This window comes from Bacillus sp. 05T22 (assembly GCF_056396765.1).
Genome location: NZ_JBFTMC010000085.1, coordinates 1 through 23,320, shown reverse-complemented (window position 1 = coordinate 23,320; position 23,320 = coordinate 1). Strand labels below are relative to the sequence as shown.

The window sequence follows — 23,320 nt, the reverse complement described above, 5'->3', positions numbered from 1 at the left end:
CCTTTTTCATCTCAATCACTTTCCACTTTATTTCTTCTGGGTAATGTACTCTTTCTTTCAAATGAAAAACACCTCCGTTGAATTTGCATACTTAGTATGCGAATTCAGGAGGTGTTTTTTTCATGTACCACTATTCGGGTTCACTTCAATTCCATTATCGTAGGTTTTTTTGTGATTTGTGGGCATTAAGCCTTTCATTGATGATTTAATTGTATCCTTTCACAAGACAAGCCCGTTTTTGGGGAAACAAGCTCCCGATTCTACATGTAAACATAATATAAATTGAATCCGCTCATTTAGAACATGATAGGATCCCCTTGTTGTTACGAATGATATTAAAGGAGGAATAGAGTAATGAGTGATAAATGCGATGACAGATGCGATGACAGATGCGATGACAGACATGAACATCACCATAGACACATAAGACACGGCTTCGGTGGCGGTTTTGCGCTTCTAATTGTATTGTTTATTTTATTGATTATCATCGGTGCTAGCTGCTTCGGTGGCGGTTGCGGCTATGGCGGTGGCTTTGGCGGCGGCTATGGTGGCTTTGGTGGTTACGGATACTGCTAAACAAAAACTATTGGAAATAGCCTTGTGCACGCGCACAAGGCTATTTTATTCACAATTTAAGGCGTTGTGATAATTTATTCATGTAAAGGGAGCGGATTAAAAAGAAGAAAATGATCTCAATAATCCCAAATAAAGTGAGTACAAATAATAGTTCTTTGAGTAAAGAAAGGGCAAGTAATGCTTGTAAAAATTGAATTGCAAATATTGTATGGACAGTAGCAACCACATAAGGTACGAAAAATAAAATAGCCAGTTGAATTGTTGCAGAACGGAACATTTCAGATTCTGTTAATCCAATTTTTGTAATGGTAATATACTTTTGTTCTTCCCTTGTTAAATCGTTATACATACGGAAATATAAGACACTTGCGGCTCCAATAAAGAAGATAATGCCGAGAAACGTTCCAATAAAGAAACTAGAAACATTACTTTTTTTGCTGTATGCTAGTTCGTCACTAGATGTAAAAAGGCTGAATGGGACAACAGTATGTTGTTCTTCTTGCTCTTTGTTCTTCAATAAATCATTTCGATCTTTATCTAGACTATTTATTATATTTTTGGTAGGGATAAGAGTGTCTTCCCAATTTTCAACAAGATAGTTATAAATGGTAATCGTTTCAATATGCGGAAGCATGTTGTCAATTACGTAATCTTGCATCACAATTGTATGCGGAAGAGCGTATTGCGGCTCTACTCCTGGATTTAAAAATCCTTTAATGTGAAATTCTTTTTTATTAGATTCTAAAGTAATGGTTTGTTGCTTCGCGAACGGATTGGTTATTAAATTTAATAGTGTTGGTGAATATCTAGAAATTACATATGCATCGGCTGGATCTAACTGAACTTCTGGTTGCTTCAACAGTTTAGCTAGTGTATTATAATCACTCATTTTCATAATAACAATGTCTTGTTCTAGAGCTTTATCTTTTAAAACTCTAAATTTATATTTTTGATATTGAAATTGATGATTTGTAAGTTCTTGTTCTATTGTAGCAATATGTTTTTGTTCGAATGAATTCCCCTCATTAGATGTATAGGTGAATGGGACAGGGTATTGTTCCAGAATAGAGGCCCTTGTGTAATTATTCATAGCAAAGAGCGGTGTAATAATTGTGAAAGCAAGCGCAGATAACATAGTAACAATAAAGAGCATATTAATATTACCACGCGTACGTGCAACTAAATCTGAAATCCATAACATATTCATTTGTTTCATGTAAAATCTTCTTCTCTTTTTTAAAATAGATATAAAGAGAAGAAACGTTTGAGAAAAGAATAAATACGTTCCAATTATTACAAGTGGCAATATGGATAAAATAATGAAGACTACAGAGCCATCCTGTACGTTTTTTTCGGTGAAATATCCTTTCGGGTATCCAGCGATATAATAGCATAGTCCTAAACAAGCTAAAGCAAATAAAGAAGTGAGAATAGAAGGCCGTTTTTCTTTTCCTAACTTTTGCTCGTTTTTAATGAGACGAATCGTTTTACGTGTACGAACGAACATAGGTGTAAACGTAGAAACGATAAAAAACAGAATGATGAAAGTTACAGTTGTGACGATAATTGCTTTCGTTGGCCAATATAAGTAGAGCCCTGTTGCACCTGTTAATTTGGACGTAACCAATAGAAAAAGGTTAGAAAAAACAAGACCACCTTGAATACCAGCAAAAATGGCTAATAGTCCGATTATCATATTTTCCGTAAACACAAGTCGCTTTAATTGTTTATTGGAAATACCGAGAACGGTTAAAATACCAAATTGTTTTTTACGTACATTTAAAAATGTTCCAATCGAATACAGCAAGAAAAAGAACGAGAACATGACGATAACAAATTGCGCCATTCCAATTAGATTCATCAAAGGTCCTTGTTCATGTAAGTTCTGTAAACGCGGATGGTACGAGTATACAGTAAGTGAGAAGAAAACCATTATCGAAAAAGCACTGCTTACAAAATAAGCAAAATATGCTTTAGAATTACGCATGACATTTTTAAATGCAAATTGCCAAAACGTCATCCACGTCTTCCTCCTAATAAAGCCAACACATCTAATATTTCTTGATAGAACTTTTCTCGATATAATCCGCGGTGTAATTCATTATAAAGCTCGCCATCTTTAATAAAAATAACGCGGTTGCAATAGCTAGCTGCAAATGGATCATGAGTTACCATTAAAATGGTCGCTTTTTCTTCTTTATTTAACTTTGTAAATAACTCCATTACATCAATGGCAGCTTTTGAGTCTAAGTTTCCAGTAGGTTCATCAGCAAGCAAGAGCGATGGATGATGAATAACAGCGCGAGCTACAGCTGTACGCTGCGCTTGTCCGCCAGAAACTTCAAAAATCCGCTTATTTAAAATATGATCAATTCCAAGTTTATTTGAAATATTATCCAGTTTTTTATCCATTTCTTTAAGAGGAACATTATCTAACGTTAATGGTAATACAATATTCTCACCGATTGTTAACGTATCTAATAAGTTAAAGTTTTGAAAAACAAACCCTAGTTCTTGGCGGCGGAAAACAGCTAGCTTTTCACGGCGGAATGTATGAGGTTGTTTTCCGTTAATAAACACTTCACCAGCAGTAGGAGAATCAATTGTTGAAATGACATTTAAGAAAGTAGATTTACCGCTCCCTGAAGGACCCATAATTGCGACAAATTCACCTTTATCTACATGTAAATTTATATTTTTTAAAGCAGTATGAGGGACTTTGCCCTCATACACTTTGGAGACATTTTTAATGTGTAATACTTCTTCCATAAAAAATCACCTTTCTATTTCTTAAAACTTAATATGCTGAGATAATTTTTGCATATATAGGGAACGAATTAATAAGAAAAAGAGAATTTCAATCGTTCCAAAAGCCATAATATAGGGAACAAAGAATAAGATCGCAAGCTGAATGGTAGCTGAGCGTTTCATTTCAGATTCCGTTAAACCGATTTTTGTAACGGTAATATATTTTTCTTGTTCATTTGTTAAATCCGTATACATTCGGAAGTAAAGTACACTTCCAGCTCCGATGAAGAAAATGACACCAAGGAACGTACCGATAAAGAAGAAAGAAGCGGCGCCTAATTTGATTTCGTATAGCGAATTACTCGCTTCCTCCATGATATATAAAGGCTCTTTAGATGCGATACTCTCTCGGTCTTTCTGCAATTTTGTTATAAATTCCGCTGCGATTACATGTGTTTTTTCCCAATTTTGTACTTGAACGCTATACAGTTCCATATGTTTGATGCTACTCGATAAGGAGCGTACTGTATCATCAGATAAAATTAACAATTGTGATGCCAGTCCAGTTGGGATTACACTAAAAGTTTCAAATCCCTTTACATGTAAGGTAAAGGAATTTTGAGAAAGTGTAACGTTTTTTTGTTCGACCTGTCCCTCCAGAGGGCCTAGCAAGTTTTGATATCCATGTCCAGGAAGGATGTATGTTTCATTCCCCTTTACAGAAAGGCGTTTGAGATTTAAAGCAGTAGCAAGCTTGTTATAGTCACTTTGCTTTAATACATACACTTCTCTTTCATAGGGAGTCGTTTTATCTTCTTTCAATGACACTGCATATAAATCGGTTTTAAACGTTTTATATGTAAACTCTTCTTTGCTCAGTCGCTTTTCTAACCAGTCTATATGTTGAGAGGCCATGGGATTAGCATCATATGAAAGGTAGGTAAATGGGAATGGACTATTTTTGGCTACCTCCAATTTTATAAATTTCCCAAACCCATATATGAATGTAATCATTGTAAATGCGAGAGTAGATAACATAGCTACAATAAAAAGCATATTAATATTTGTTCGAATACGGCTTGCCAAGTCTGAAATCCACAGCATATTAATTCGCTTCATGTAAAATTTTCGTCTTGTTTTCAAAATGCGAATGAGCAGGAAGCAAATTTGTGAAAAGAAAAGGTATGTTCCAATTGCCACAAGTGACGGAATGACGAAAATACTAGAGAACATGTAAATCGATCCTATGTCTATACCGAGCGATAAAAAGAACTGTGGATTTCCGGCTAGTACATATCCCGATAGCAAACATAGAGCACCAAATAAAGAAATAAGTATAGATGGTTTTCGCTCTTTTTGCTTTACTTTTCCTTCTTTTAAAAGGCGTACTGCTTTTCGTGTGCGAATGAGCATAGGAGTAAAAGCAGAAACAATGATAAAGAGTCCAAGAAAGGTTGTTGTTGTTAAAATGATGGCTCCTGTAGGCCAATATAAATACAATCCTGGAACGTGTGTAATTTTTGCTGTTACTAATAAGAAAAATTGTGAGAATACGAGTCCGAGTTGAATGCCAACAAAGATGGACAATATCCCAATTAACATATTTTCCATAAAAACAAGACGTTTTAATTGCTTTCTCGATATTCCTAAAACGGTTAAAACTCCAAATTGTTTTTTACGAACTTTTAAGAAAGTGCCGATGGAATAAAGCAGAAAGAAAAAGGAAAAGCACACAATGACCACTTCTGAAAATACCATTAACCCTGTAATTCCATCAACTGTACTTAAATTTTGTAACCGAGGATGAAATAAATATACTGCAAACGAAAAGAAAATGGCAATGGAAAACGCACTGCTTAAAAAGTAGGCAAAATAAGCACGGGAATTTCGCGTTACGTTTTTAAATGCAAACTGCCAAAAAGTCATGCTGTATACCTCCAACTAGAAGAAAAAGATGTAGTCATGTTGCAAAAAATGTATGAGAGTGAGTTCTCATACATTTTGTTGAAATTGTGTATGTTCATTCTTCAATCACCTTCCCCGAGCCGTCTGCTTGATGATTTAAAGCGTTATGGAAGATGATTTTAATGCTAGTTCCTTTGCCTACTTCAGAGTCTAACTTCACGGAATGACCTAAATAAGAGCAAATTTTACTGACAATATAAAGCCCCATACCAGTTGATTCTCCGAAAGTACGTCCATTTTTCCCTGTGTAAAATGGTTCAAATACTCTTCGAACATCTTCCTGAGGGATACCAACACCTTCATCACGAACTTCTAAAATAATATCTTTTCCATTTCGATAAGCAGACAAGAAGACTTTCTTTCCGCGTTCACCAGAATAACGAACAGCATTTGTCATTAATTGGTAAATGATAAACTTTAACCATTTTGCGTCCGAAGCAACTTTAAGATCGGAATGAACTTCTAAAACAGGGAAGACTCCGTTGCGAATAAAGAGTTCCTTTAAGCCATTGATATTTTTCGTTACAGCATCTTTTAAGGAGAGTGTTTCTACATGGAAATCCTCGTGGAAGTTATTCAGCCTCGCCATATATAACGCCATATCAAGTCCTTGATTTAATCTTTCTAGTTCTTTCTTAAACTTCGGAATGAGATGTTCATCTTCCATTTCTAGTACCATCAGCTGCATAATAGAAACTGGCGTTTTCATTTGATGTACCCAGTGATTAATAAACAATTGGTGTTCTTGTTGTTTGACTTCATATGATTGCAGTTCTTTTTGGAATAGACGATACTGAGTCCGAACAAGCTCATTTACGCCGTGTGGCATTGGGGCAGTTGCTCTTTCAATAAACGCATCTTCCATTTTTTCTGGTGGCTCACTTAATCTGTGGTACATTCTGCGGTTGCGAACATAGCGATAAGCGAGAAAGCAAATAAATAAATATAAGCTTAATACAATAAAGTAGAATTTGTTGTTTTGGAATCCATCTACAGCATCATAGAGAATAAAAATGATACCGAAGTTTAGTGCATATAATAGAAAAAACGCAAAATGATCACGCAAAAATAACTTCATTCTTATTCACTCCAAGTTGCGTTAAAACGATACCCTAATCCGCGTACTGTTTCAATTGCATTTTCAATACCAAGCTCATTAAATTTCTTACGAAGACGTGTAATGTTTACATTCAATGTGTTTTCTTCAACGAAGCTTTCATCGTCCCAAAGTGCAGCTAATAGATCTTCGCGGTTTGCTGTACGAGGGTGTTTCGATAATAACATTTCCGCCAAGATAGCTTCTTTCTTTGTAAGAAGAACTTGCCCCGTTCCAAAATGGATTTCTGGTCGTTCAGGAAATAATTTCAAACTTTCTACTTCAACAATACGCTCAGAAATATTTGGAGCATAATCACCATAAATACGGCGTAATTGACCTTTAATTTTCGCCATTACAACATCGTAGTGGAATGGTTTTGTAATATAATCATCCGCACCGCTTTCAATCGCCATAATTTGTTCCATCTCACCAGCACGAGCAGAAATGAAAATAATCGGGCAAGTAGATTCATGACGAATTTGACGGCACCAGTAGAAGCCATCGAACTTCGGTAAGTTGACATCTAGAAGTACTAGGTGTGGTTTCACTCTATTAAAAGAATCCATAATATCATCAAAGTTATCAGCGACAACAGCCTCATAACCATATTTTTGAATGTGAGACTGAAGTAAAGATGAGATATTTGGATCGTCTTCAACAATTAAAATTTTATACATATGTATATTCCTCCTAAAAAACAATTGTAGCTATAGTGTACCATGTGTTTCTTGTCTTTTCATTACCTTGAAACGAGTGCTAGTAAACAGTATAGGATAAAAGTGGAAAAAGCAAAAAGGGTTATGGATTTAATTGACAATAAACGTTTTTTATTTTAACATTTAGATAAATATCTAAATGTCTAATTAGTGAAAGGAAGAAAGACATTGAACCAAGCATTTAAAGCATTAGCAGATCCAACAAGGCGAAAAATATTAGATTTATTAAAAGAAGGCGATTTAACGGCTGGAGAAATCGCCGAACACTTCAATATGACAAAGCCAAGTATTTCACATCATTTAAGTGCACTTAAAAACGCGGAACTTATACAAGATGAAAAAAGAGGACAATTTGTTGTGTATTCCTTAAATACTACTGTTTTTCAAGATTTATTAACTTGGGTGTTTACGTTTACGAATAAAGGGGGAGAGGGGAAATGAAAAAGCATCTTTTGGCAATCATACTAATTCTTATAACATGTGTAGCATGGGCAATTTCTTGGCCATACTTGCCAGATACAATCGCAACCCATTGGAGCGGCGGGACCGCTGATGGATTTTCTTCGAAATTAACTGGAATGATGTCTATGGTTGGTATCATGATTGGTTGTTATGTATTTCTAAATGTTTTACAAAAGATTGATCCAAAGAAAGAAAACTATGAAAAATTTTCTAAAGCTTTAATGATGATAAATAATAGCCTGCTAGTTGTCTTATTTATCGGAAACATAGATATCATTACAAATGGCTTAGGGTATAAATTATTTATTAATCGGATCCCCGAATTACTTGTTGGAATTTTATTTTTAATTATTGGTAATTATTTACCGCAGTGTAAACCGAATTTCTTTGTGGGTATGCGTAACCCATGGACATTGAGTAATGAAGAAGTATGGCGCAAAACACACCGTTTTAGTGGGAAGGTATTTGTAATTTTAGGACTTATGATGATCGTAAGTATTGTTGTGCCAGCTAGTTGGAGGTCTTATATGATGCTTACAATGATACTAGTAGCTGTGGTGTTGACGAATGGATATTCTTATATTTTATATAAAAAGGAACAACTATAAATAGTAGATACGATTCTGTAAGGACGTTTGCAAGTAATGATATGTGGTGAGGATGAAGTCTTATTGCGTATCATTTTAATTATATAGGTCTGAATATTCAGTTTTGTTATATGTGAGTCTAAATCGTTTGGGGGAGAGAGTATGTTAGAAATCATAAATTTTAGCAAAACCTACAAAGGTGGCAAAAAAGCAGTAGATGATTTGAGTTTAACTGTTCAAGCGGGAGATATTTTTGGGTTTATTGGACATAATGGCGCTGGGAAAAGTACGACGATTAAGTCGCTAGTAGGTGTTATAGACTTTGAGGAGGGCGAAATTTTTGTTGATGGGCATTCAGTAAAAAAGGACCCGATTACGTGTAAGAAGGTCATGGCATACATTCCTGATAATCCAGATTTATATGAACAACTAACAGGGATTCAATATTTGAACTTTGTGGCGGATGTTTTTGGGGTGTCTGTAAAGGACAGAGAAGAACGGATACAAACATATGGAGATGCTTTTGAGATTACACCATATTTGGGGGATTTAATATCCTCCTACTCACACGGTATGAAACAAAAAGTAGCGATTATATCAGCAGTTGTGCATCATCCAAAATTATTAGTTTTAGATGAGCCTTTTGTTGGTCTCGATCCAAAGGCGGCTCTTGTACTTAAGGGGATGATGAAGGAACTTTGTGAATCAGGCAGTGCGATTTTCTTTTCTACTCATGTATTAGATGTAGCAGAGAAGTTATGCAATAAGATAGCGATGATTCACAAAGGGAAACTAGCAATCTCGGGGGAAGTAAAGTCTTTAATCAAGGGAAATTCATTAGAAGAGCTCTTTATGAAGGTGCTTGCCGATGAGAAGTAATATGCTGGCCCTTTTAAAAATTCGTTTCATCACGCAGCTCGGCCTCAATACGTTTAAATATGAAAAAGATAAGAAAAAGAAGCAGAATAAAATTTTAATTTCAGCAACCATTGCATTGGTTTTTGTCATGTTGATGCTATATTGTGGAAGCGCGGCATATGGATTAATCAAACTTGGGATAGGAGAAGTCATTCCGGTCTATGCATTTGTTATTAGCAGTATATTAGTTTTGTTTTTCACTATGTTTAAGGCGAATGGTGAAATTTTTGCCTTTAAGGATTATGATTTTGTTATGTCTTTACCGATTCGTGTAGATACGATTATTGCTAGTAGATTTTTGTATTTGTACGTATTAAATACTGTCTTTTCAATGGTCATCATGCTACCGATGGGGATTATTTATTGTATATATGAGAATCCGTCAATATCTTTCTATGTAATGTGGATCATAACTCTGTTTACAGTATCTTTAATTCCAACAACAATTGCGGCTGTTTTTGGTGCATGCATTACGGCGATAGCATCTAAGTTTAGACATGCGAATCGAGTCACTACCGTTTTAAGTTTTATGGCAATTATTATATTTGGCTACTTTATGTTCAAGCAGGGAAATACGAAATATAGCCTGACTGATTTGGAAGGGATTGGAGCAGTCCTTTCGGAACAATTGACTAAAGTGTATCCGCTAGCTAACATTTTTCAAAAAGCAATTGTCGATGCGAATATAGGAGCTTTTATTCTTTTTGTCAGCATATCAGTTATTTGGTATTATCTTTTTGTAAAAATACTCTCGCTTAAATATAAGCAAATCAATACAGGAGTTTCTACGTACCATACGCGTTCCGATTACAAGATTGATCATATGAAGAAAGAAAAAGTGTTGATTGCATTATATAAAAAAGAACGGAAGCGTTTCTTTTCTTCTACAGTATATGTGATTAATATCGGTATGGGAGTTGTCATGGCAGTCATATTCTCACTTGCAGTCGTTATAGTAGGGCCAAGTCAATTCATTGGATATCCTGGAATCGAAACGCTTTTACAAAAGGTTGCTCCATTTGTTATTTCAGCAATGATTGCAATGACGTGTACAACGTGTGTGTCATTGTCGCTCGAGGGGAAAAACGTATGGATTATCAAGTCATTGCCTCTTACACCGAAAATGATTTATGACAGTAAGATTCTCATGAATCTTTCACTCAGCATACCTACATCAATTATTAGCGCTATCCTTATGATTATAGGTTTAAATCCAGGTATTTGGACTTCAATTTTAATCGTAATAACTCCAATCATATATTCATTTTTTTCAGCAGTATGGGGGATTTTTATTAATAACCGATTTGCTTATTATGATTGGGTGTCAGAAACGCAAGTAGTGAAACAGAGTATGGGAGCTTTTCTTGGTATGTTTGGCGGCATGATTCTGGCAGTCATTCCTGCCTTTCTTATAGGTACTGCTGTGATATCGAGCTATAGGATATTTACTTTTGTAGTTATTGCAATACTTTCTAGTATTACCGTGCTACTGTATAACAATGAATCTAGAGGAAGTATAAAATGAGTGGTTTTGGTTAAGGGATTTATAAGAGGTGCTACCCCATACCCATCAAGCTAATATTTTGAAGTTTTGTTTTTTGCGAAAATTCCTATTGATATAACGAGTGTATATTGATAGAATTCAATTCATAAAATATAGACAATTTCATAAATTTCAAATCGGATGAAAATTAAATCTGATTTCTCTTATCAAGAGAGGTGGAGGGACTGTGCCCTGTGAAACCCAGCAACCATCAACTTTTACGTTGAAATGGTGCTAATTCCTGCAAAGCAAATGCTTTGAGAGATGAGAGGAAGGGATAATGTTGATATATGCATATAAACCTTTCTGCTCATTCTAAAAGCAGAAGGGTTTTTTGTTGTTCGAATGAGAGTGAAGGATATTCTGTGAGAAAACAGAGCGATTTATACAGTCGATGGTAATATTTATCCTATAATACATTCGATATTTTGAATGTTTAGTTATTTTATCGATTCCGTTTACGAAGATTCTCCGTGGGGTAAGTGCAGAACTGCCAGCTTTAATTATTGGAGCTTTAAAAGCAATAGGAGCAAAACGAGCACGATTATTGGGAAGGTATTAATTCTAGAATCCTTACTAGCACCAGTAGTTGGTATTACCATAACGACTATACAGCAATGGCTGGTGTTATCAGTGCTGGTAGAAAAGGGAAACTTGATTATTTAGAAGGATTTCAGTGCAGGAATAACGATGTGACAATCATTGCAACAATTTGTGTAGTACTCGTTGTTTTCCTAATTCAATGGATTAGTGATTTTGTTACAACGTGAATTGATAAAAAATAAATACATAAAAAAGAAGAAGGGTGTTTACAACATGAAAAAACTATTACTATCAGCACTTATTACAACGGCAATTTTTGGTTTAGCTGCTTGTGGAGGAAAAAGTGAAAATAAGCTTGTTGTTGGTGCTTCTAATGTACCGCATGCAGTTATTTTAGAAAAAGCAAAACCGTTACTTGAGAAAAAAGGTGTAAAACTAGAAATTGAAAAATTCCAAGACTACGTATTACCAAATAAATCATTAGCGAATAAAGAAATAGATGCGAACTATTTCCAAGGCCTTCCATACTTAGAGAAAGAAATGAAAGATAAAAAATATGATTTTGAAGTAGCTGGGAAAATACACATAGAACCAATCGGTATATATTCTCAAAAATATAAAAACCTAAAAGAGCTTCCAGATGGAGCAACAATTATTATGAGTAATGCAATTACTGATCATGGACGTGGTTTAGCGATTTTACAAAAAGAAGGTATTTTGAAAATTAAAGATGGTATAGAACCTGTAAAAGCAACCGTAAAAGATATTGCAGAAAACCCGAAAAATTTGAAATTCAAAACAGACATTGAGCCTGGTTTATTAGCACAAATGTATAACAATAAAGAAGGGATGCTATTTTAATTAACGCTAACTATGCAATTGATGCAAAATTAAATCCAAGGAAAGATGCAATCGCGATTGAAGGTAATGATTCTCCATATGTAAACGTAGTCGCCGTTCGCAAAGGCGATAAAGATAAAAAAGAAATTAAAGCACTTGTAGAAGTATTGCATTCGAAAGAAATTGAAGACTTTATTAATAAGGAATATAAAGGTGCAGTTATTCCTGTAAAAGAATAACTTTGGAAAGAATGGAGAATTTCGAGAGCGAGCTCTTCAAGATCAAGCACAGGAGTTAGTTGCTTTATGTGTATAGCTTAAGTACATCACTCATATTACTCTTTCATAAGGAATCCGGTGCTGAATCATCAGTACCGGATTTTTTAACCTTACAGAAATGTAATGTTCGTGTAAGGAGAATGAATAGATGGTATGTTAGCCGGGTGCTATAGTAACAAAGTAGTTATTTCATAAAGTTAAATGTGTGTTTTTCTACTAGTATATATATTCATTTTGATTTACCAACATATAAAACGCGGTTATGCATACACAAGCGAATCCCCACTCACTTTCTATCTTCGTTTTCACGTGGCATGGGGCTGAAAAAGGCACTAATCGCTTCTACGCATGGCCGAATGCTCTTTCCCACTTAAAGATTAGGTGTTATGTGGTTTTTCAATCTGTAGTTATATAAGCGCCCTTACATAACTGTCATGTTTGTGTAAGAAACATCGATAGTGGCAAGAGTAGGAGTTAGATATAGTGAAAATAGAGAATAGAAGAAGTGAGGGATATAGAGATGAAAACAGTGTTAGAAGCGAAAAATATTAAAAAAGTATATGATACAGGTGGAAATAAATTTGAAGCGTTAAAAGGTATTAACTTACAAGTGCAAGAAGGTGAATTCGTTGGAATTATGGGACCTTCTGGATCTGGTAAAACGACTCTTTTAAATGTTCTTTCTACAATTGATAATGCAACGAGCGGTGAGATTTTAATTGATGGGAAAGACATTGTGAAAATGAATGATGATAAATTAGCATTGTTCCGCCGTGATCATTTAGGATTCATTTTCCAAGATTATAACTTATTAGATACGCTAACGGTGAAAGAGAACATTGCATTACCACTTGCGTTATCAAAAGTGAAAGCAAATGAAATTGATCGCCGCGTTCTTGAAATTGCGAAGAAGTTTGGTATTGACCATATTTTAAGTCAATTCCCATACCAAGTATCGGGTGGACAGAAGCAGCGCTGCGCAGCATCACGTGCAATCGTTACAAATCCAAGTATGATTTTTGGGGACGAGCCAACAGGAGCTCTTGATTCAAAATCAGCAACAGACTTATTAGAAAGTATGAAGTCATTAAATGAATATGATAATTCAACAATTTTAATGGTAACGCATGATGCGTTTGCGGCAAGTTATTGTAAACGAGTTATCTTCATTAAGGATGGAGAGTTATATAAAGAATTGCACCGCGGGGAATTAACTCGTAAACAATTCTTCCAACAAGTAGTAGACGTAATGTCCGCAATTTCCGGAGGTGCAATGGATGACGTTATCTAGCATTGCCCTCCGCAATATACAGCGGAACTTTAAAGATTACTTTTTATATTTTGCATCGATGATCTTTAGCATCGTCATTTATTTTACATTTAAGGCACTTCAGTATAATTCACAAATGGAAAAGGCAGCGGAAGGTTCTAAGAAAATTAGTGGAGCATTCCAAGTTTCCAGTGTGATGCTAATTATTTTCGTAGCGGTATTTATTATATACTCTAACGGATTCTTTACACGGAAACGTAAAAAAGAAGTTGGACTCTATTCACTACTAGGAATTCGAAAAAGACAAATTGGTAAAATGTTATTTTATGAAAATATGCTGATGGGTTTGATGTCATTAGTAATCGGGATTGCAATTGGTAGTGTACTTTCGAAGTTATTCCTTGAGTTATTAGTAAGTATGATGGGACTAAACTTAAATGTTCACTTTGAAGTACCAATGGGAGCAATTATTGATACAGCAATTATCTTTTTTGTGATTATCCTTTATACATCACTGCAAGGATATCGTTTAATCTATCGCTTTAAATTAATTGAGCTTTTCCGTGCGGAGCGTGAAGGGGAAGCGATGCCAAAAGGATCAATGATTATGGCATTGATTTCAGTTTGTTTAATTGGTTCAGGTTATTTCTTATCACTGATGTATATTAAAGCTATTAAATATGCAGACTTTATGACAGTTGCGCTTTACATTCTACTTGCAACAGTACTTGGTACGTACTTACTATTTATGTTCTTTACAGTGTTTGTATTAAAACGAGCAAGACATAAGAAATCATCTTTCTATAACGGTATGAACATGGTAACGACGTCACAGTTACTGTACCGCATTAAAGGAAATGCAAAATCTCTAGCAACTATTGCAATATTAAGTGCGGTAACATTAACTGCAGTTGGTACGTCTGTTACGATGTATTACAACACGTTTAAACAAACGAAAGGTTATGCGCCGCACAGTTATTCTTACGAGAAAAAGGATGCGGCACTTGACAATAAAGTAAATGCGATTTTGGGTGAAGAGAAACAGAAGCATCCTGTAACGAACCAATTCGAAATAGAAATGGTTCCTGTTAAAGGGAAGTTTAAAGGCGAAAAAGCAGATATGGGTATGAATACAAATTATTTAGTTACCGAGAAATATCAGCTTGTATCGCAATCAGCATTTAATAACATAGCAAAGAATATGGATGTAGAGGCTGTAAGTTTGGCGGCTAACGAGGCATTCGTATTTGATGGTATGTATATTGAAGGGCAGGAGTTCAGCACTGTATATAAAGGGAATAAAGCGGTATTCCCGATTGGTAATGAAGCGAAAACATTAACGATTAAAGGTGCTGAAGGACGTAATATAACGAACTTAGGAGAACTATTCGTTGTTGTACCAGATGAAGTATATAAGAGTGCGAAGGCAGTAGCTGACACACGTATCGTTAAAAATATCGATGTAAAAGATGAGAAGAATAGTAAAGTGCTAACAGAGAAATTAAAGAAAGTGATGCCAGCTGGAGAATCAGAAGTTGCGCGACCTTTCAATGATTTCTACACTGGTTTCCATGGTATGCTGGAAGCAACAGGATTAATGATGTTTATCGGTCTATTCTTAGGACTTGTCTTCTTACTAGCAACAGGCTCCATCATTTACTTCAAACAGCTAACAGAAGCAAGTGCAGACCGCGATCGTTACGTTGTACTACGTAAAGTCGGGGTTACAAAACAAGAAATGAAAAAAGCAATTGCAAAACAAGTAAGCTTTATCTTTACAATTCCATTAGTAGTAGGGATTTGCCACAGTTTATTTGCATTAAAAGGCTTATCAAACTTGCTACCATTTGAAATATTAATCCCACTACTAATTAGTATCGGAGTATATAGTGTAATTTACATTGGATATTACTTCTTAACAGTTCGTTCTTACTATAAAATTGTGAGCGCGAAGTAATGAAGGAAGCAGCTATCGCTATAGGCGGTAGCTGTTTTTTATTTCTTCATAAAATCTTAAGAAATTTCCATGTTATTTTTTAAAAAATGATAGTTATACTTGGAGCTATATTAGACGATATTGAATGAACGGGAGAGGTTAGAGATGCAACTTATTACATTCTTAACCGAATTTGTGAAACATCCAAAGAATACTGGAGCAATTGCACCTAGTTCTAACATATTAGCCAAAAAGATGGTAGGCGCGATTAATTTCGAAGAAGCAAAGTATATTCTAGAATTGGGACCTGGAACAGGATCATTCACGAGAGAGATTATAAAGAGAAAAAAAGAACATACAATATTTATCTTGATTGAAATTAATGAAGTTTTTTTCAAAAAGTTACAGAAGCAGTTTAAGGACGATCCAAACGTTTTGGTTATACATGGATCAGCGGAGAACATAAAGAAATATATAAAGGAGTTACAAATAGAGAAGGTTGATTATGTATTATCAGGGTTACCTTTTACATCCTTACCAACGGAAGTATCATCTCGTATTTTATCCAGTGTAATGGAGTCATTAAGTGAGGACGGCGAGTTTATTACGTTTCAATATTCGCTTGCAAGGAAAGCATTTATCCAAACCTTTTTTCAGGAAATTTCACTAAAAAAGGTTTGGTTGAATCTTCCTCCAGCACATGTTCTTAGTTGTAGAAAAAGGCTAGGAGGTCATACGCCTAATGGAATTACATGAATTGTTATCCTATATTGAGCAGTATGGCTATGCGGCTTTATTCTTTTGTTTATGGTTTGGGATTGTAGGTATGCCAATTCCAGATGAAATGATTGTGATGAGTGGTGGGTTTGTATCGTCAGTAGGCATACTAAGTGTAATTCCAGCATTTTTATTAACCTATTTAGGTGTCGTATCCGGCCTCTCTTTAGGATATATACTTGGAAAGGTTTTTGGTGATAAAGTACTTGATAAATTGATGAAAAAGAAAAAGGCGAAGTATCTTTTACAATCACAAGAAATGATTGGTAAATATGGACATTATGCATTAGTAACAAGTTATTTTATACCTGTCGTTAGACATATTGTTCCTTATTTGGTTGGTATGAGTCGTATGTTATTTAAAATATATGCTTTGTATTCATACACGACGGGATTTATGTGGACGTTGCTTTATTTTATGCTTGGTTCTATGTTTGGTAAACACATCGAGGCGATTGTAGAACTTGCGACGAAGTATGGCCTCTATTTTGGTGGCACAATTGTCGTCATAGCAAGTGTTTTATATTTATATATACAAAAGAAAAATCAGGTAATAGGATAGATTACTTGTCTAAATATTCGTAGACAGTAAGGAAAAAAGCAGCTATTTTAAGTAATAGCTGCTTTTTTCAATCATTTATTTCAAATTCATAATTAGGAAGTAAACTTGCACTGTAGATAAGGAGAAAGAGGATCTTCTCTTTATTGGATTTCATAATTGAGGAATGTAGGGGAGATGGAACCTAATCTTTACAATTTTTGTAGTAGTCGTGTCCCGCTATTCATATCACCTTTACATAAAGGACATTTTGGTTCTTCTTCTAAAGAAAAGTTTTTACGCATCCATCCTAAACAATCTTCTGTTTGGCATTCCCATACAGCGATTTCTTCTGGATCTTCTACAGGCTTATTATTTCTTTTCCAATACATACAATCACTCCTCTAAAGTGAAAAATTTTTCTAAAAAAATAAAAAGGTTGTTAACGTTTTTTGTTAACAACCTTTTATATTTTTAATTATAATGTTTATTTTATAAAAATGCGAACTTTATAAATTACCAAAGTATAACAAGGACTCTATTATACTAATTCTGGGTTATAAATCATCGTAAAATGTCCTGGCAATAATTCAATTTGGCACGGTGTATGAAGAGAGAGCTCTCCTACCTAAAAAGAAAGGTTTTATGTTGGTTTTTCAATTTGTATTTATATAGTAGTGGATGATATGAATAAACTTCCATCAAAAATTGATGGAAGTTGTATGTGGTTTTATTTTTCTGTTACTACTGAAGCGATAAATGGTAAGTTACGATATTTTTCTGCACAGTCAATGCCATAGCCGACGATAAATTCATCTGGAATTTGGAAACCTACATACTCGGCTGTCAAATCAACTTTACGACGCTCTGGTTTATCAAGTAATGTACAGAACTTTAATGCTTTTGGTTTATGCATAAAGAAGTGGTCTTTTAAGAAGTGAAGTGTTAAGCCAGAATCGATAATGTCTTCTACAACAATTACATTTTTGCCTGTAATGTTGACATCGATATCTTTTAACAATTTAACTTTTCCTGTTGTTTCCGTTTGGTTGCCGTAACTAGATGCAGAGATAAAGTCGATTGTTACTTCATTTTTAATGTGACGAATTAAATCAGCAGCAAAGACGAAAGAACCTTTTAGTACTGCGATCACAACGATTTCTTCTCCTTCAAAATCGCGTTCAATTTGCAGTGCTAGTTCTTTTACCTTTGTTTGTAATGCTTCTTCAGAGATTAAAGTATCTTTTATTTCAATTTTCATTAGAATCCTCCTGCGTTGTAAAACTTGTGAACATTTTGACTGTAAAGGATTGAAGGGGAAAAGTCAAAAAAGAGAAATACATATTGGCTAAAGGTTTATATTAGGAAGGCCAGAATAAAATAAAATGAAAGTTCGATTTGAGGTTTTTATGATCCGTTCATGCTAGAGCCAAGAATTATTATAATCCCAGTTATGTTTTATATGATTCTTTTATATTGTATGACGAAAGTAGTGAACGGATATAAACATAATAGAATAGAGTAAGCAGAAGATTTATATAGAGTATTATTTTTCGTCCAACGTGGTTAGAGAGTAGAGGTGAGGAAATAAAAAAGAATTTGATTTATCTTAGAGGAATTCCTTTATTTTTATAATAGCATTCTTTTTACAAAAATCCCCACAAAATAGTCTGATGATATGATATACTGATCACATTAAGAAAACGCTTCCATTAAGGGGATAATCATGAAAAAGAAACAGTACACAAGTGTTACATTTATAAAAGCATTACTTTTAACAATCGTTCTTGGTATGTTGGCTTACTTAATTGATGTTCCTGCTATTCGCATTTCACTCATTGGGATGACTTTAGTTCTTGGAGCAATTTCTCATGGAATGATGTTGCAACTGTATGAAGCTGGATTAGATGATATGAAAAAATATATAGATGAAAAATGATTAAAAACCCTCCATTCGTTTAGATGAAGGGTTTTTTTCATTTCTTACAAAAATGTAAGGTGATTTGTAAGAAAAATCGATAGTTGAGTAGTCGTCTTTTGGATAAACTTATAGATGTAAGGTAAAAGGCAAGCACATTTTAGGTAAAATAAGCTTTAGGCACTATATGTGAAAAGGAGTAGGAGGGAATGGAGAAACGTTGGACGACCCTTGCTTTGTTATCAACTAGTAATACGATGGTACTAGATGAAGAGATGGGCCTTTTGCACTTGTTTGATCGAGAAAACGATCATTCTTCTTCACAGTTTACAATGAAATGGTGTAAATGGAGCGAGAGTTGTAATCTTAAAGAAGAGACCCCTAATGAAGAGCAAAGGATCATTCTCACAAACCCTATAGAGGCATGGGCCTTCCAACGTCGTAAGTGTAACGTCAAAAATCACTTAAAGAAAACTGAGCCGAGACAATTAGTTATCACTCCAGCCCCTTTTACTCTAAATTCACGCGAAAGTAACAATTAGACACTGAGACACAGAAAAAGCATTGTAGAGGGAATCTACAATGCTTTTTATCCCGCATGAATTTCCATTCATGCGGGATAAAAAGGAATTTAGTGAAAGCGAAACATCTATACTAATTGTAAGGATGTAACGGTAAAATGTTACTATTAAAATATAAAAGTAACAAAAATGATAAAAATATTACATTTATATTACAAAAGTGTTGTTTACACCTATAATTCGTAATATAATTTACTTGTAGGGTATAGAAACTAAAAAATAATTTATTATTTGGGAGACTGGGAAAAATGAAAAAAATTATTTTGCTAGTTTTAATGTCTGTAATGTTTTTAGTACCTTCCGTTTCTCATGCAGAAACAAGTGGAAATGTGAATCAGGCTGTCCCGAAAGAAGAACAAGCTATACAAAAAATGGAATGGGTAAAAGCTGGAGATTCATGGTATTACTTTGATAAAGATGGAAAAGCTCATGAAGGATGGTTAAGTTATAACGGAAATTGGTATTACTTTATAGATGGAATCATGGTGCAAAAAGATTATGTTAGGGAAAATGGAAGAGATTATTATTTAGGTAATGATGGTGTTATGCAGACTGGTTGGATACATGATGGTGAAGATCGTTGGGTATATGCAAATCCAGATGGATCACTGAAAACAGGTTGGGTAAAAGAAGGGAATAAGTGGTATTATATTCATCGTGGATTAATGGAAACTGGATGGGTAAGAACTAATGCAGGTTGGTATTATATGAATCCGAATGGTACGATGAAAACAGGTTGGTTGCAAGAATCTGGGAACTGGTATTATTTAAAATCTGACGGTGCAATGGCAATAGGCAAACACTTAATTAATGGTACTTGGTATTCATTTAAAGATAACGGTGTTATGCTCTAGATATTTAAAAAAAGAGGCTGCCGAAAGTAGTTGAATTAGCTACTTTCGGCAGCCTCTTTTTATTCCGTAAATAGAGAGGTGTGCAGAGGGAATTTTGATTTCTTGAAGGTAATTGAATCTTTAAGAAAAATCCATTTCATCTGCATCTCATATTTACATACCAGATATATTCTATGAATACATCCGATGCGATGTGAAAAAAGTATACTAAGGAGAGATATAAATGAAAAAGAAACTTGTACCAATCTGTGCGATGGCACTTTTATCAGTAGGATATTCTTCGGTAGCAAGTGCGTCTACTGGGACAATGACAAAGGAAGAAGTGGCACAAGTACAGCAAGATACAACGAAAAAAGAAGCAGCAATGCAGGAACAACAAAAACAAGATAAGATGAAAAAAGAAGCGGCAGTACAAGAGCAACAAAAACAAGATAAGATGAAAAAAGAAGGAATTCAAGAACAACAAAAACAAGATCAAATGAAAAAAGAAGCGGCAGTGCAAGCTACAAAAGGTGAGAAACTACCAAATACAGCATCAAATAGCATAATAATGATGACGTTAAGCGCGTGCCTTGTAGCATTAGGATCATTGTTTGGATTTACGCGCCGTAAAATTAAAGCGTAAAACAAAATATAAATTAGTCTATAAAGAATGGGATAATTTCATATATTAAAAATGGTAGGATATCCCTGCCATTTTTTGCATGGAGGGATTAAAGTGAGACTTATAAATCGTATTGGACTTGCTTTCATGATAGTCGGTATTCTTATGGGGACGTATTATTTTTTTGAATGGTACAAAGGAAAAAGTTCCGCACAAGATTTAACGACAGAAGAGATAAAGAATTTTGAAAAAATAGAATTAAAAGGGCATTCCACTGAAACACCTGTGAATTCTCAAGTACCTTCTTCTCAAATGCCATATAAAGAAGGAGAGAAAGTCGCGATGTTAAATATCCCCAAAATAAAGAAGAAGTTCTCTATATATTGGGGAGCAAATGATAGCACATTGAAAAAAGGAGTTGGTATGTTTGTTAGTGATATGACAACAGCTCCATCTGAAGGAGGACACACTGTACTGAGTGGACATCGCGATACTGTATTTACAGAACTAGGAGAGCTTAAAGAAAAAGATAACCTCATTATGGAATACGATAATAAGATTTATAGTTATGAGATTCAAAAAATGTGGATTACACATGCGGATGATCGCACAGTCATAGTAAAGAAAGAAGAATCAACATTAACGCTGACGACGTGCTATCCATTTGATTATATAGGTGATGCACCAGATCGATATATTATTGAAGCGAAATTGATTGCTACTGATTCAAAATGAGAGTATAGTACTCTGTCTTTAGCTATTTAGAATGAGAGAAGGGGGAAGGGAATATGACAAAAACAATTTTAATTGTTGAGGATGAAGATATTTTACGCGAAATATTGAAAGATTATTTTCTAAATGAGCAATATAAAGTACTTGAGGCAAGAGATGGGAAAGAAGCTTTATCCTTGTTTGAAGAAGAAGAGGTTCATTTAGTTATTCTTGATATCATGTTACCGGAATTGGATGGTTGGTCTGTTTGCCGAAGAATCCGTAAAACGTCTCAAGTGCCGATTATTATGCTCACGGCACGTGTGGATGAAGATGATACGTTACTTGGATTTGAGTTAGGAGCGGATGATTATGTAACGAAGCCATATAGTCCGCCTATTTTACTAGCGAGGGCAAAGCGATTACTTGAAAGTCGAATACTTACAAGTAAATCTCCAAGTAATGAAAATGATACGCTATCTATTCATGGAATTTGTGTTCATTTCCCATCACGTATCGTTACGATAGAGGGAGTGGACATTAATTTAACACATACAGAGTTTGAGATATTGACCTATTTTATGCGGAATCAAGGAATTGTTTTGACAAGAGAGCAATTGATTTCAAGAATTTGGGGATATGAATTTGCTGGTGATGACCGGACAGTGAATAGTCATATCCGTAATTTACGAAATAAATTAGGAGATAAAGCAAAGTACATTACGACTGTTGTTCGGATGGGGTATAAATTTGAGGGGAATGTATGAGCAAAGGGATTGTACTCAAATTATTTATTCTTACAACAGCACTATGCATGTTGATTTTAGCGACGATTTTTATTGGACAAACGATATTTTTTAAACAATATTATGCCAACAGAAAAGTTAGTGATATTCAAACAAATATAAGCTCTTTTGAGAGAGAGTATTTGAATAGTGATGGTAACACAGAAGCAATTCAGAAACTGGAACAAGATTTTTATAGAGAAAATAATACATGGATTACAGCATTAGATAGTGATGGGAATTTAAAACATGCGACTGATTTTTATTTCGAAGTAAAGCTGGATCGGCTATCGCAGAAGGAACTTGGAAAAACAAACCTTACAATCCCTCTCTATTATCTTATGGGGATAGAAGAGGTTGAAAATGAAAAAATGCCGCATTTTTCAGGGTTGCAAATTTCAGTTTATGGAATGGTTAGAGATTCTACATTTGTTCCTGCTGTATTAAATTTAAGTAAGGGTATAAATTGGTCCAACAAGCCATTAGATAAGAAAATAAATGAAATAGCTCCTAAGGTGAAAGAGGAAAAGAAAAGTGCTGCTCAAGTTCCTAGTACTGGTTTTGGGGGAACTATTACAAAAGTGCAACTACCTGATAGTAAAGGGATAGTGAATCCACTTTATAAAAACACTTTGTTCTTGGAGAGTATAAAAGAATTTCAAGCGGACTTACTGTTAAATGAAAATAAAGATAACAAGGATGCCTTAAGAATAAATGACTATGAAAAAAATGATATAAAATATAAATTATTAATTAAACCGATAAAGGAAAAGGATGGCTCTTTAACATATATATTCGCGATGGCGTCCTTGCAGCCCGTAGATGAAGCAGTACAAATGGTAAAGGATTATTATGTATATATTATTGCATTTGTGCTAGTACTTACCTTGTTGGCATCTTTTTATTACTCAAAACAAATTGCAAAACCGCTATTACGAATTAATGATACAACGAAAAAAATTGCACATTTAGATTTTTCGGAAAGAATCCCAATTACTTCAAAAGATGAGATTGGCGATTTATCTAACAACATTAATATATTATCAAATACATTGCACACACATATTGAAC

The 23,320-nt window shown here is 34.5% G+C and carries 23 protein-coding genes, 2 pseudogenes and 1 riboswitch; of the genes and pseudogenes, 18 read left to right on the top strand and 7 right to left on the bottom strand.

Annotated features, from left to right (window positions below):
- Positions 1–354: 354 nt before the first annotated feature.
- On the top strand, positions 355–576 hold the full coding sequence (locus AC1DIT_RS20805) for a YjcZ family sporulation protein (RefSeq protein ID WP_016133328.1): 222 nt from the start codon (positions 355–357) through the stop codon (positions 574–576).
- Between the two features lie 49 nt (positions 577–625).
- On the opposite strand, the gene AC1DIT_RS20800 is transcribed toward AC1DIT_RS20805, so the two are convergent.
- The 5 genes from AC1DIT_RS20800 to AC1DIT_RS20780 all read right to left on the bottom strand — a co-directional run bounded on the left by AC1DIT_RS20800 (position 626) and on the right by AC1DIT_RS20780 (position 7,065).
- Positions 626–2,596, bottom strand: coding sequence for an FtsX-like permease family protein (locus AC1DIT_RS20800; RefSeq protein ID WP_016116822.1), 1,971 nt, complete (start codon positions 2,594–2,596; stop codon positions 626–628).
- Positions 2,593–3,345: an ABC transporter ATP-binding protein gene (locus AC1DIT_RS20795; RefSeq protein ID WP_016116821.1), complete on the bottom strand. Its 753-nt coding sequence runs from the start codon at positions 3,343–3,345 to the stop codon at positions 2,593–2,595. Before AC1DIT_RS20795 ends, AC1DIT_RS20800 begins: the two co-directional genes overlap by 4 nt.
- A 21-nt stretch (positions 3,346–3,366) precedes the next feature.
- Complete coding sequence (locus tag AC1DIT_RS20790; protein ID WP_476998378.1) at positions 3,367–5,250, bottom strand: FtsX-like permease family protein; 1,884 nt, start codon at positions 5,248–5,250, stop codon at positions 3,367–3,369.
- Between the two features lie 94 nt (positions 5,251–5,344).
- Positions 5,345–6,367: a sensor histidine kinase gene (locus tag AC1DIT_RS20785; protein ID WP_016116819.1), complete on the bottom strand. Its 1,023-nt coding sequence runs from the start codon at positions 6,365–6,367 to the stop codon at positions 5,345–5,347.
- Positions 6,368–6,369: 2 nt separating this feature from the next.
- Positions 6,370–7,065 carry a response regulator transcription factor gene (locus tag AC1DIT_RS20780; RefSeq protein ID WP_016133327.1) on the bottom strand — a complete coding sequence of 232 codons (696 nt, stop codon included), beginning with the start codon at positions 7,063–7,065 and terminating at the stop codon, positions 6,370–6,372.
- A 207-nt stretch (positions 7,066–7,272) separates the two neighbouring features.
- Between AC1DIT_RS20780 and AC1DIT_RS20775 the strand changes: the two genes are divergently transcribed.
- The 10 genes and pseudogenes from AC1DIT_RS20775 to AC1DIT_RS20730 all read left to right on the top strand — a co-directional run bounded on the left by AC1DIT_RS20775 (position 7,273) and on the right by AC1DIT_RS20730 (position 16,820).
- Entirely contained in the window at positions 7,273–7,545 is a 273-nt protein-coding gene (locus AC1DIT_RS20775) for an autorepressor SdpR family transcription factor (protein WP_016116817.1), read from the top strand.
- Positions 7,542–8,174, top strand: a complete 633-nt coding sequence (locus tag AC1DIT_RS20770; RefSeq protein ID WP_016116816.1) for an SdpI family protein — start codon at positions 7,542–7,544, stop codon at positions 8,172–8,174. Before AC1DIT_RS20775 ends, AC1DIT_RS20770 begins: the two co-directional genes overlap by 4 nt.
- Before the next feature lie 141 nt (positions 8,175–8,315).
- Positions 8,316–9,032 (top strand): ABC transporter ATP-binding protein, encoded by a 717-nt coding sequence (locus AC1DIT_RS20765; protein WP_016116815.1) that lies wholly within the window; start codon positions 8,316–8,318, stop codon positions 9,030–9,032.
- Entirely contained in the window at positions 9,022–10,596 is a 1,575-nt protein-coding gene (locus AC1DIT_RS20760) for a putative ABC transporter permease subunit (RefSeq protein WP_033671605.1), read from the top strand. The genes AC1DIT_RS20765 and AC1DIT_RS20760 overlap by 11 nt, the downstream gene beginning before the upstream one ends.
- Before the next feature lie 179 nt (positions 10,597–10,775).
- Positions 10,776–10,885: riboswitch (SAM riboswitch) on the top strand.
- A 98-nt stretch (positions 10,886–10,983) separates the two neighbouring features.
- Positions 10,984–11,384 (top strand): annotated as a pseudogene (locus AC1DIT_RS20755) (ABC transporter permease); the annotation flags it as partial.
- Between the two features lie 46 nt (positions 11,385–11,430).
- Positions 11,431–12,236: pseudogene (metQ, locus tag AC1DIT_RS20750) on the top strand (methionine ABC transporter substrate-binding lipoprotein MetQ).
- 559 nt (positions 12,237–12,795) lie between these two features.
- A complete protein-coding gene (locus AC1DIT_RS20745) occupies positions 12,796–13,566 on the top strand; it encodes an ABC transporter ATP-binding protein (protein ID WP_003201420.1) in 771 nt (256 codons plus the stop codon).
- Positions 13,553–15,502, top strand: a complete 1,950-nt coding sequence (locus tag AC1DIT_RS20740; protein ID WP_016116812.1) for an ABC transporter permease — start codon at positions 13,553–13,555, stop codon at positions 15,500–15,502. Before AC1DIT_RS20745 ends, AC1DIT_RS20740 begins: the two co-directional genes overlap by 14 nt.
- Before the next feature lie 144 nt (positions 15,503–15,646).
- Positions 15,647–16,237 carry a class I SAM-dependent methyltransferase gene (locus tag AC1DIT_RS20735; protein ID WP_006096328.1) on the top strand — a complete coding sequence of 197 codons (591 nt, stop codon included), beginning with the start codon at positions 15,647–15,649 and terminating at the stop codon, positions 16,235–16,237.
- Positions 16,224–16,820, top strand: coding sequence for a DedA family protein (locus tag AC1DIT_RS20730; protein WP_016133326.1), 597 nt, complete (start codon positions 16,224–16,226; stop codon positions 16,818–16,820). The genes AC1DIT_RS20735 and AC1DIT_RS20730 overlap by 14 nt, the downstream gene beginning before the upstream one ends.
- A gap of 188 nt (positions 16,821–17,008) precedes the next feature.
- On the opposite strand, the gene AC1DIT_RS20725 is transcribed toward AC1DIT_RS20730, so the two are convergent.
- Together AC1DIT_RS20725 and hpt are read right to left on the bottom strand one after the other, a co-directional pair.
- Positions 17,009–17,188, bottom strand: a complete 180-nt coding sequence (locus AC1DIT_RS20725) for a cold-inducible protein YdjO-related protein (protein ID WP_006096330.1) — start codon at positions 17,186–17,188, stop codon at positions 17,009–17,011.
- Between the two features lie 338 nt (positions 17,189–17,526).
- Positions 17,527–18,057, bottom strand: coding sequence for a hypoxanthine phosphoribosyltransferase (gene hpt, locus AC1DIT_RS20720; RefSeq protein ID WP_003201413.1), 531 nt, complete (start codon positions 18,055–18,057; stop codon positions 17,527–17,529).
- 462 nt (positions 18,058–18,519) lie between these two features.
- On the opposite strand from hpt, the gene AC1DIT_RS20715 reads away from it, so the two are divergent.
- The 7 genes from AC1DIT_RS20715 to AC1DIT_RS20685 all read left to right on the top strand — a co-directional run.
- Entirely contained in the window at positions 18,520–18,735 is a 216-nt protein-coding gene (locus AC1DIT_RS20715; protein WP_139350076.1) for a hypothetical protein, read from the top strand.
- A gap of 188 nt (positions 18,736–18,923) precedes the next feature.
- Positions 18,924–19,256, top strand: coding sequence for a hypothetical protein (locus AC1DIT_RS20710; RefSeq protein WP_016116808.1), 333 nt, complete (start codon positions 18,924–18,926; stop codon positions 19,254–19,256).
- 287 nt (positions 19,257–19,543) lie between these two features.
- The gene (locus tag AC1DIT_RS20705) at positions 19,544–20,149 is read left to right on the top strand and encodes a PspC-like choline-binding domain-containing protein (RefSeq protein ID WP_016133325.1); all 606 of its coding nucleotides are present in this window, start codon (positions 19,544–19,546) and stop codon (positions 20,147–20,149) included.
- 223 nt (positions 20,150–20,372) lie between these two features.
- A complete protein-coding gene (locus AC1DIT_RS20700) occupies positions 20,373–20,774 on the top strand; it encodes an LPXTG cell wall anchor domain-containing protein (protein WP_016116806.1) in 402 nt (133 codons plus the stop codon).
- Between the two features lie 93 nt (positions 20,775–20,867).
- Positions 20,868–21,488 carry a class D sortase gene (locus AC1DIT_RS20695; RefSeq protein ID WP_016116805.1) on the top strand — a complete coding sequence of 207 codons (621 nt, stop codon included), beginning with the start codon at positions 20,868–20,870 and terminating at the stop codon, positions 21,486–21,488.
- A gap of 53 nt (positions 21,489–21,541) precedes the next feature.
- The gene (locus tag AC1DIT_RS20690) at positions 21,542–22,231 is read left to right on the top strand and encodes a response regulator transcription factor (protein WP_016116804.1); all 690 of its coding nucleotides are present in this window, start codon (positions 21,542–21,544) and stop codon (positions 22,229–22,231) included.
- Positions 22,228–23,320, top strand: a 1,093-nt coding sequence (locus AC1DIT_RS20685) for a HAMP domain-containing protein (protein ID WP_476998377.1), incomplete at its 3' end; no start/stop codon positions are given. The genes AC1DIT_RS20690 and AC1DIT_RS20685, both read left to right, overlap by 4 nt.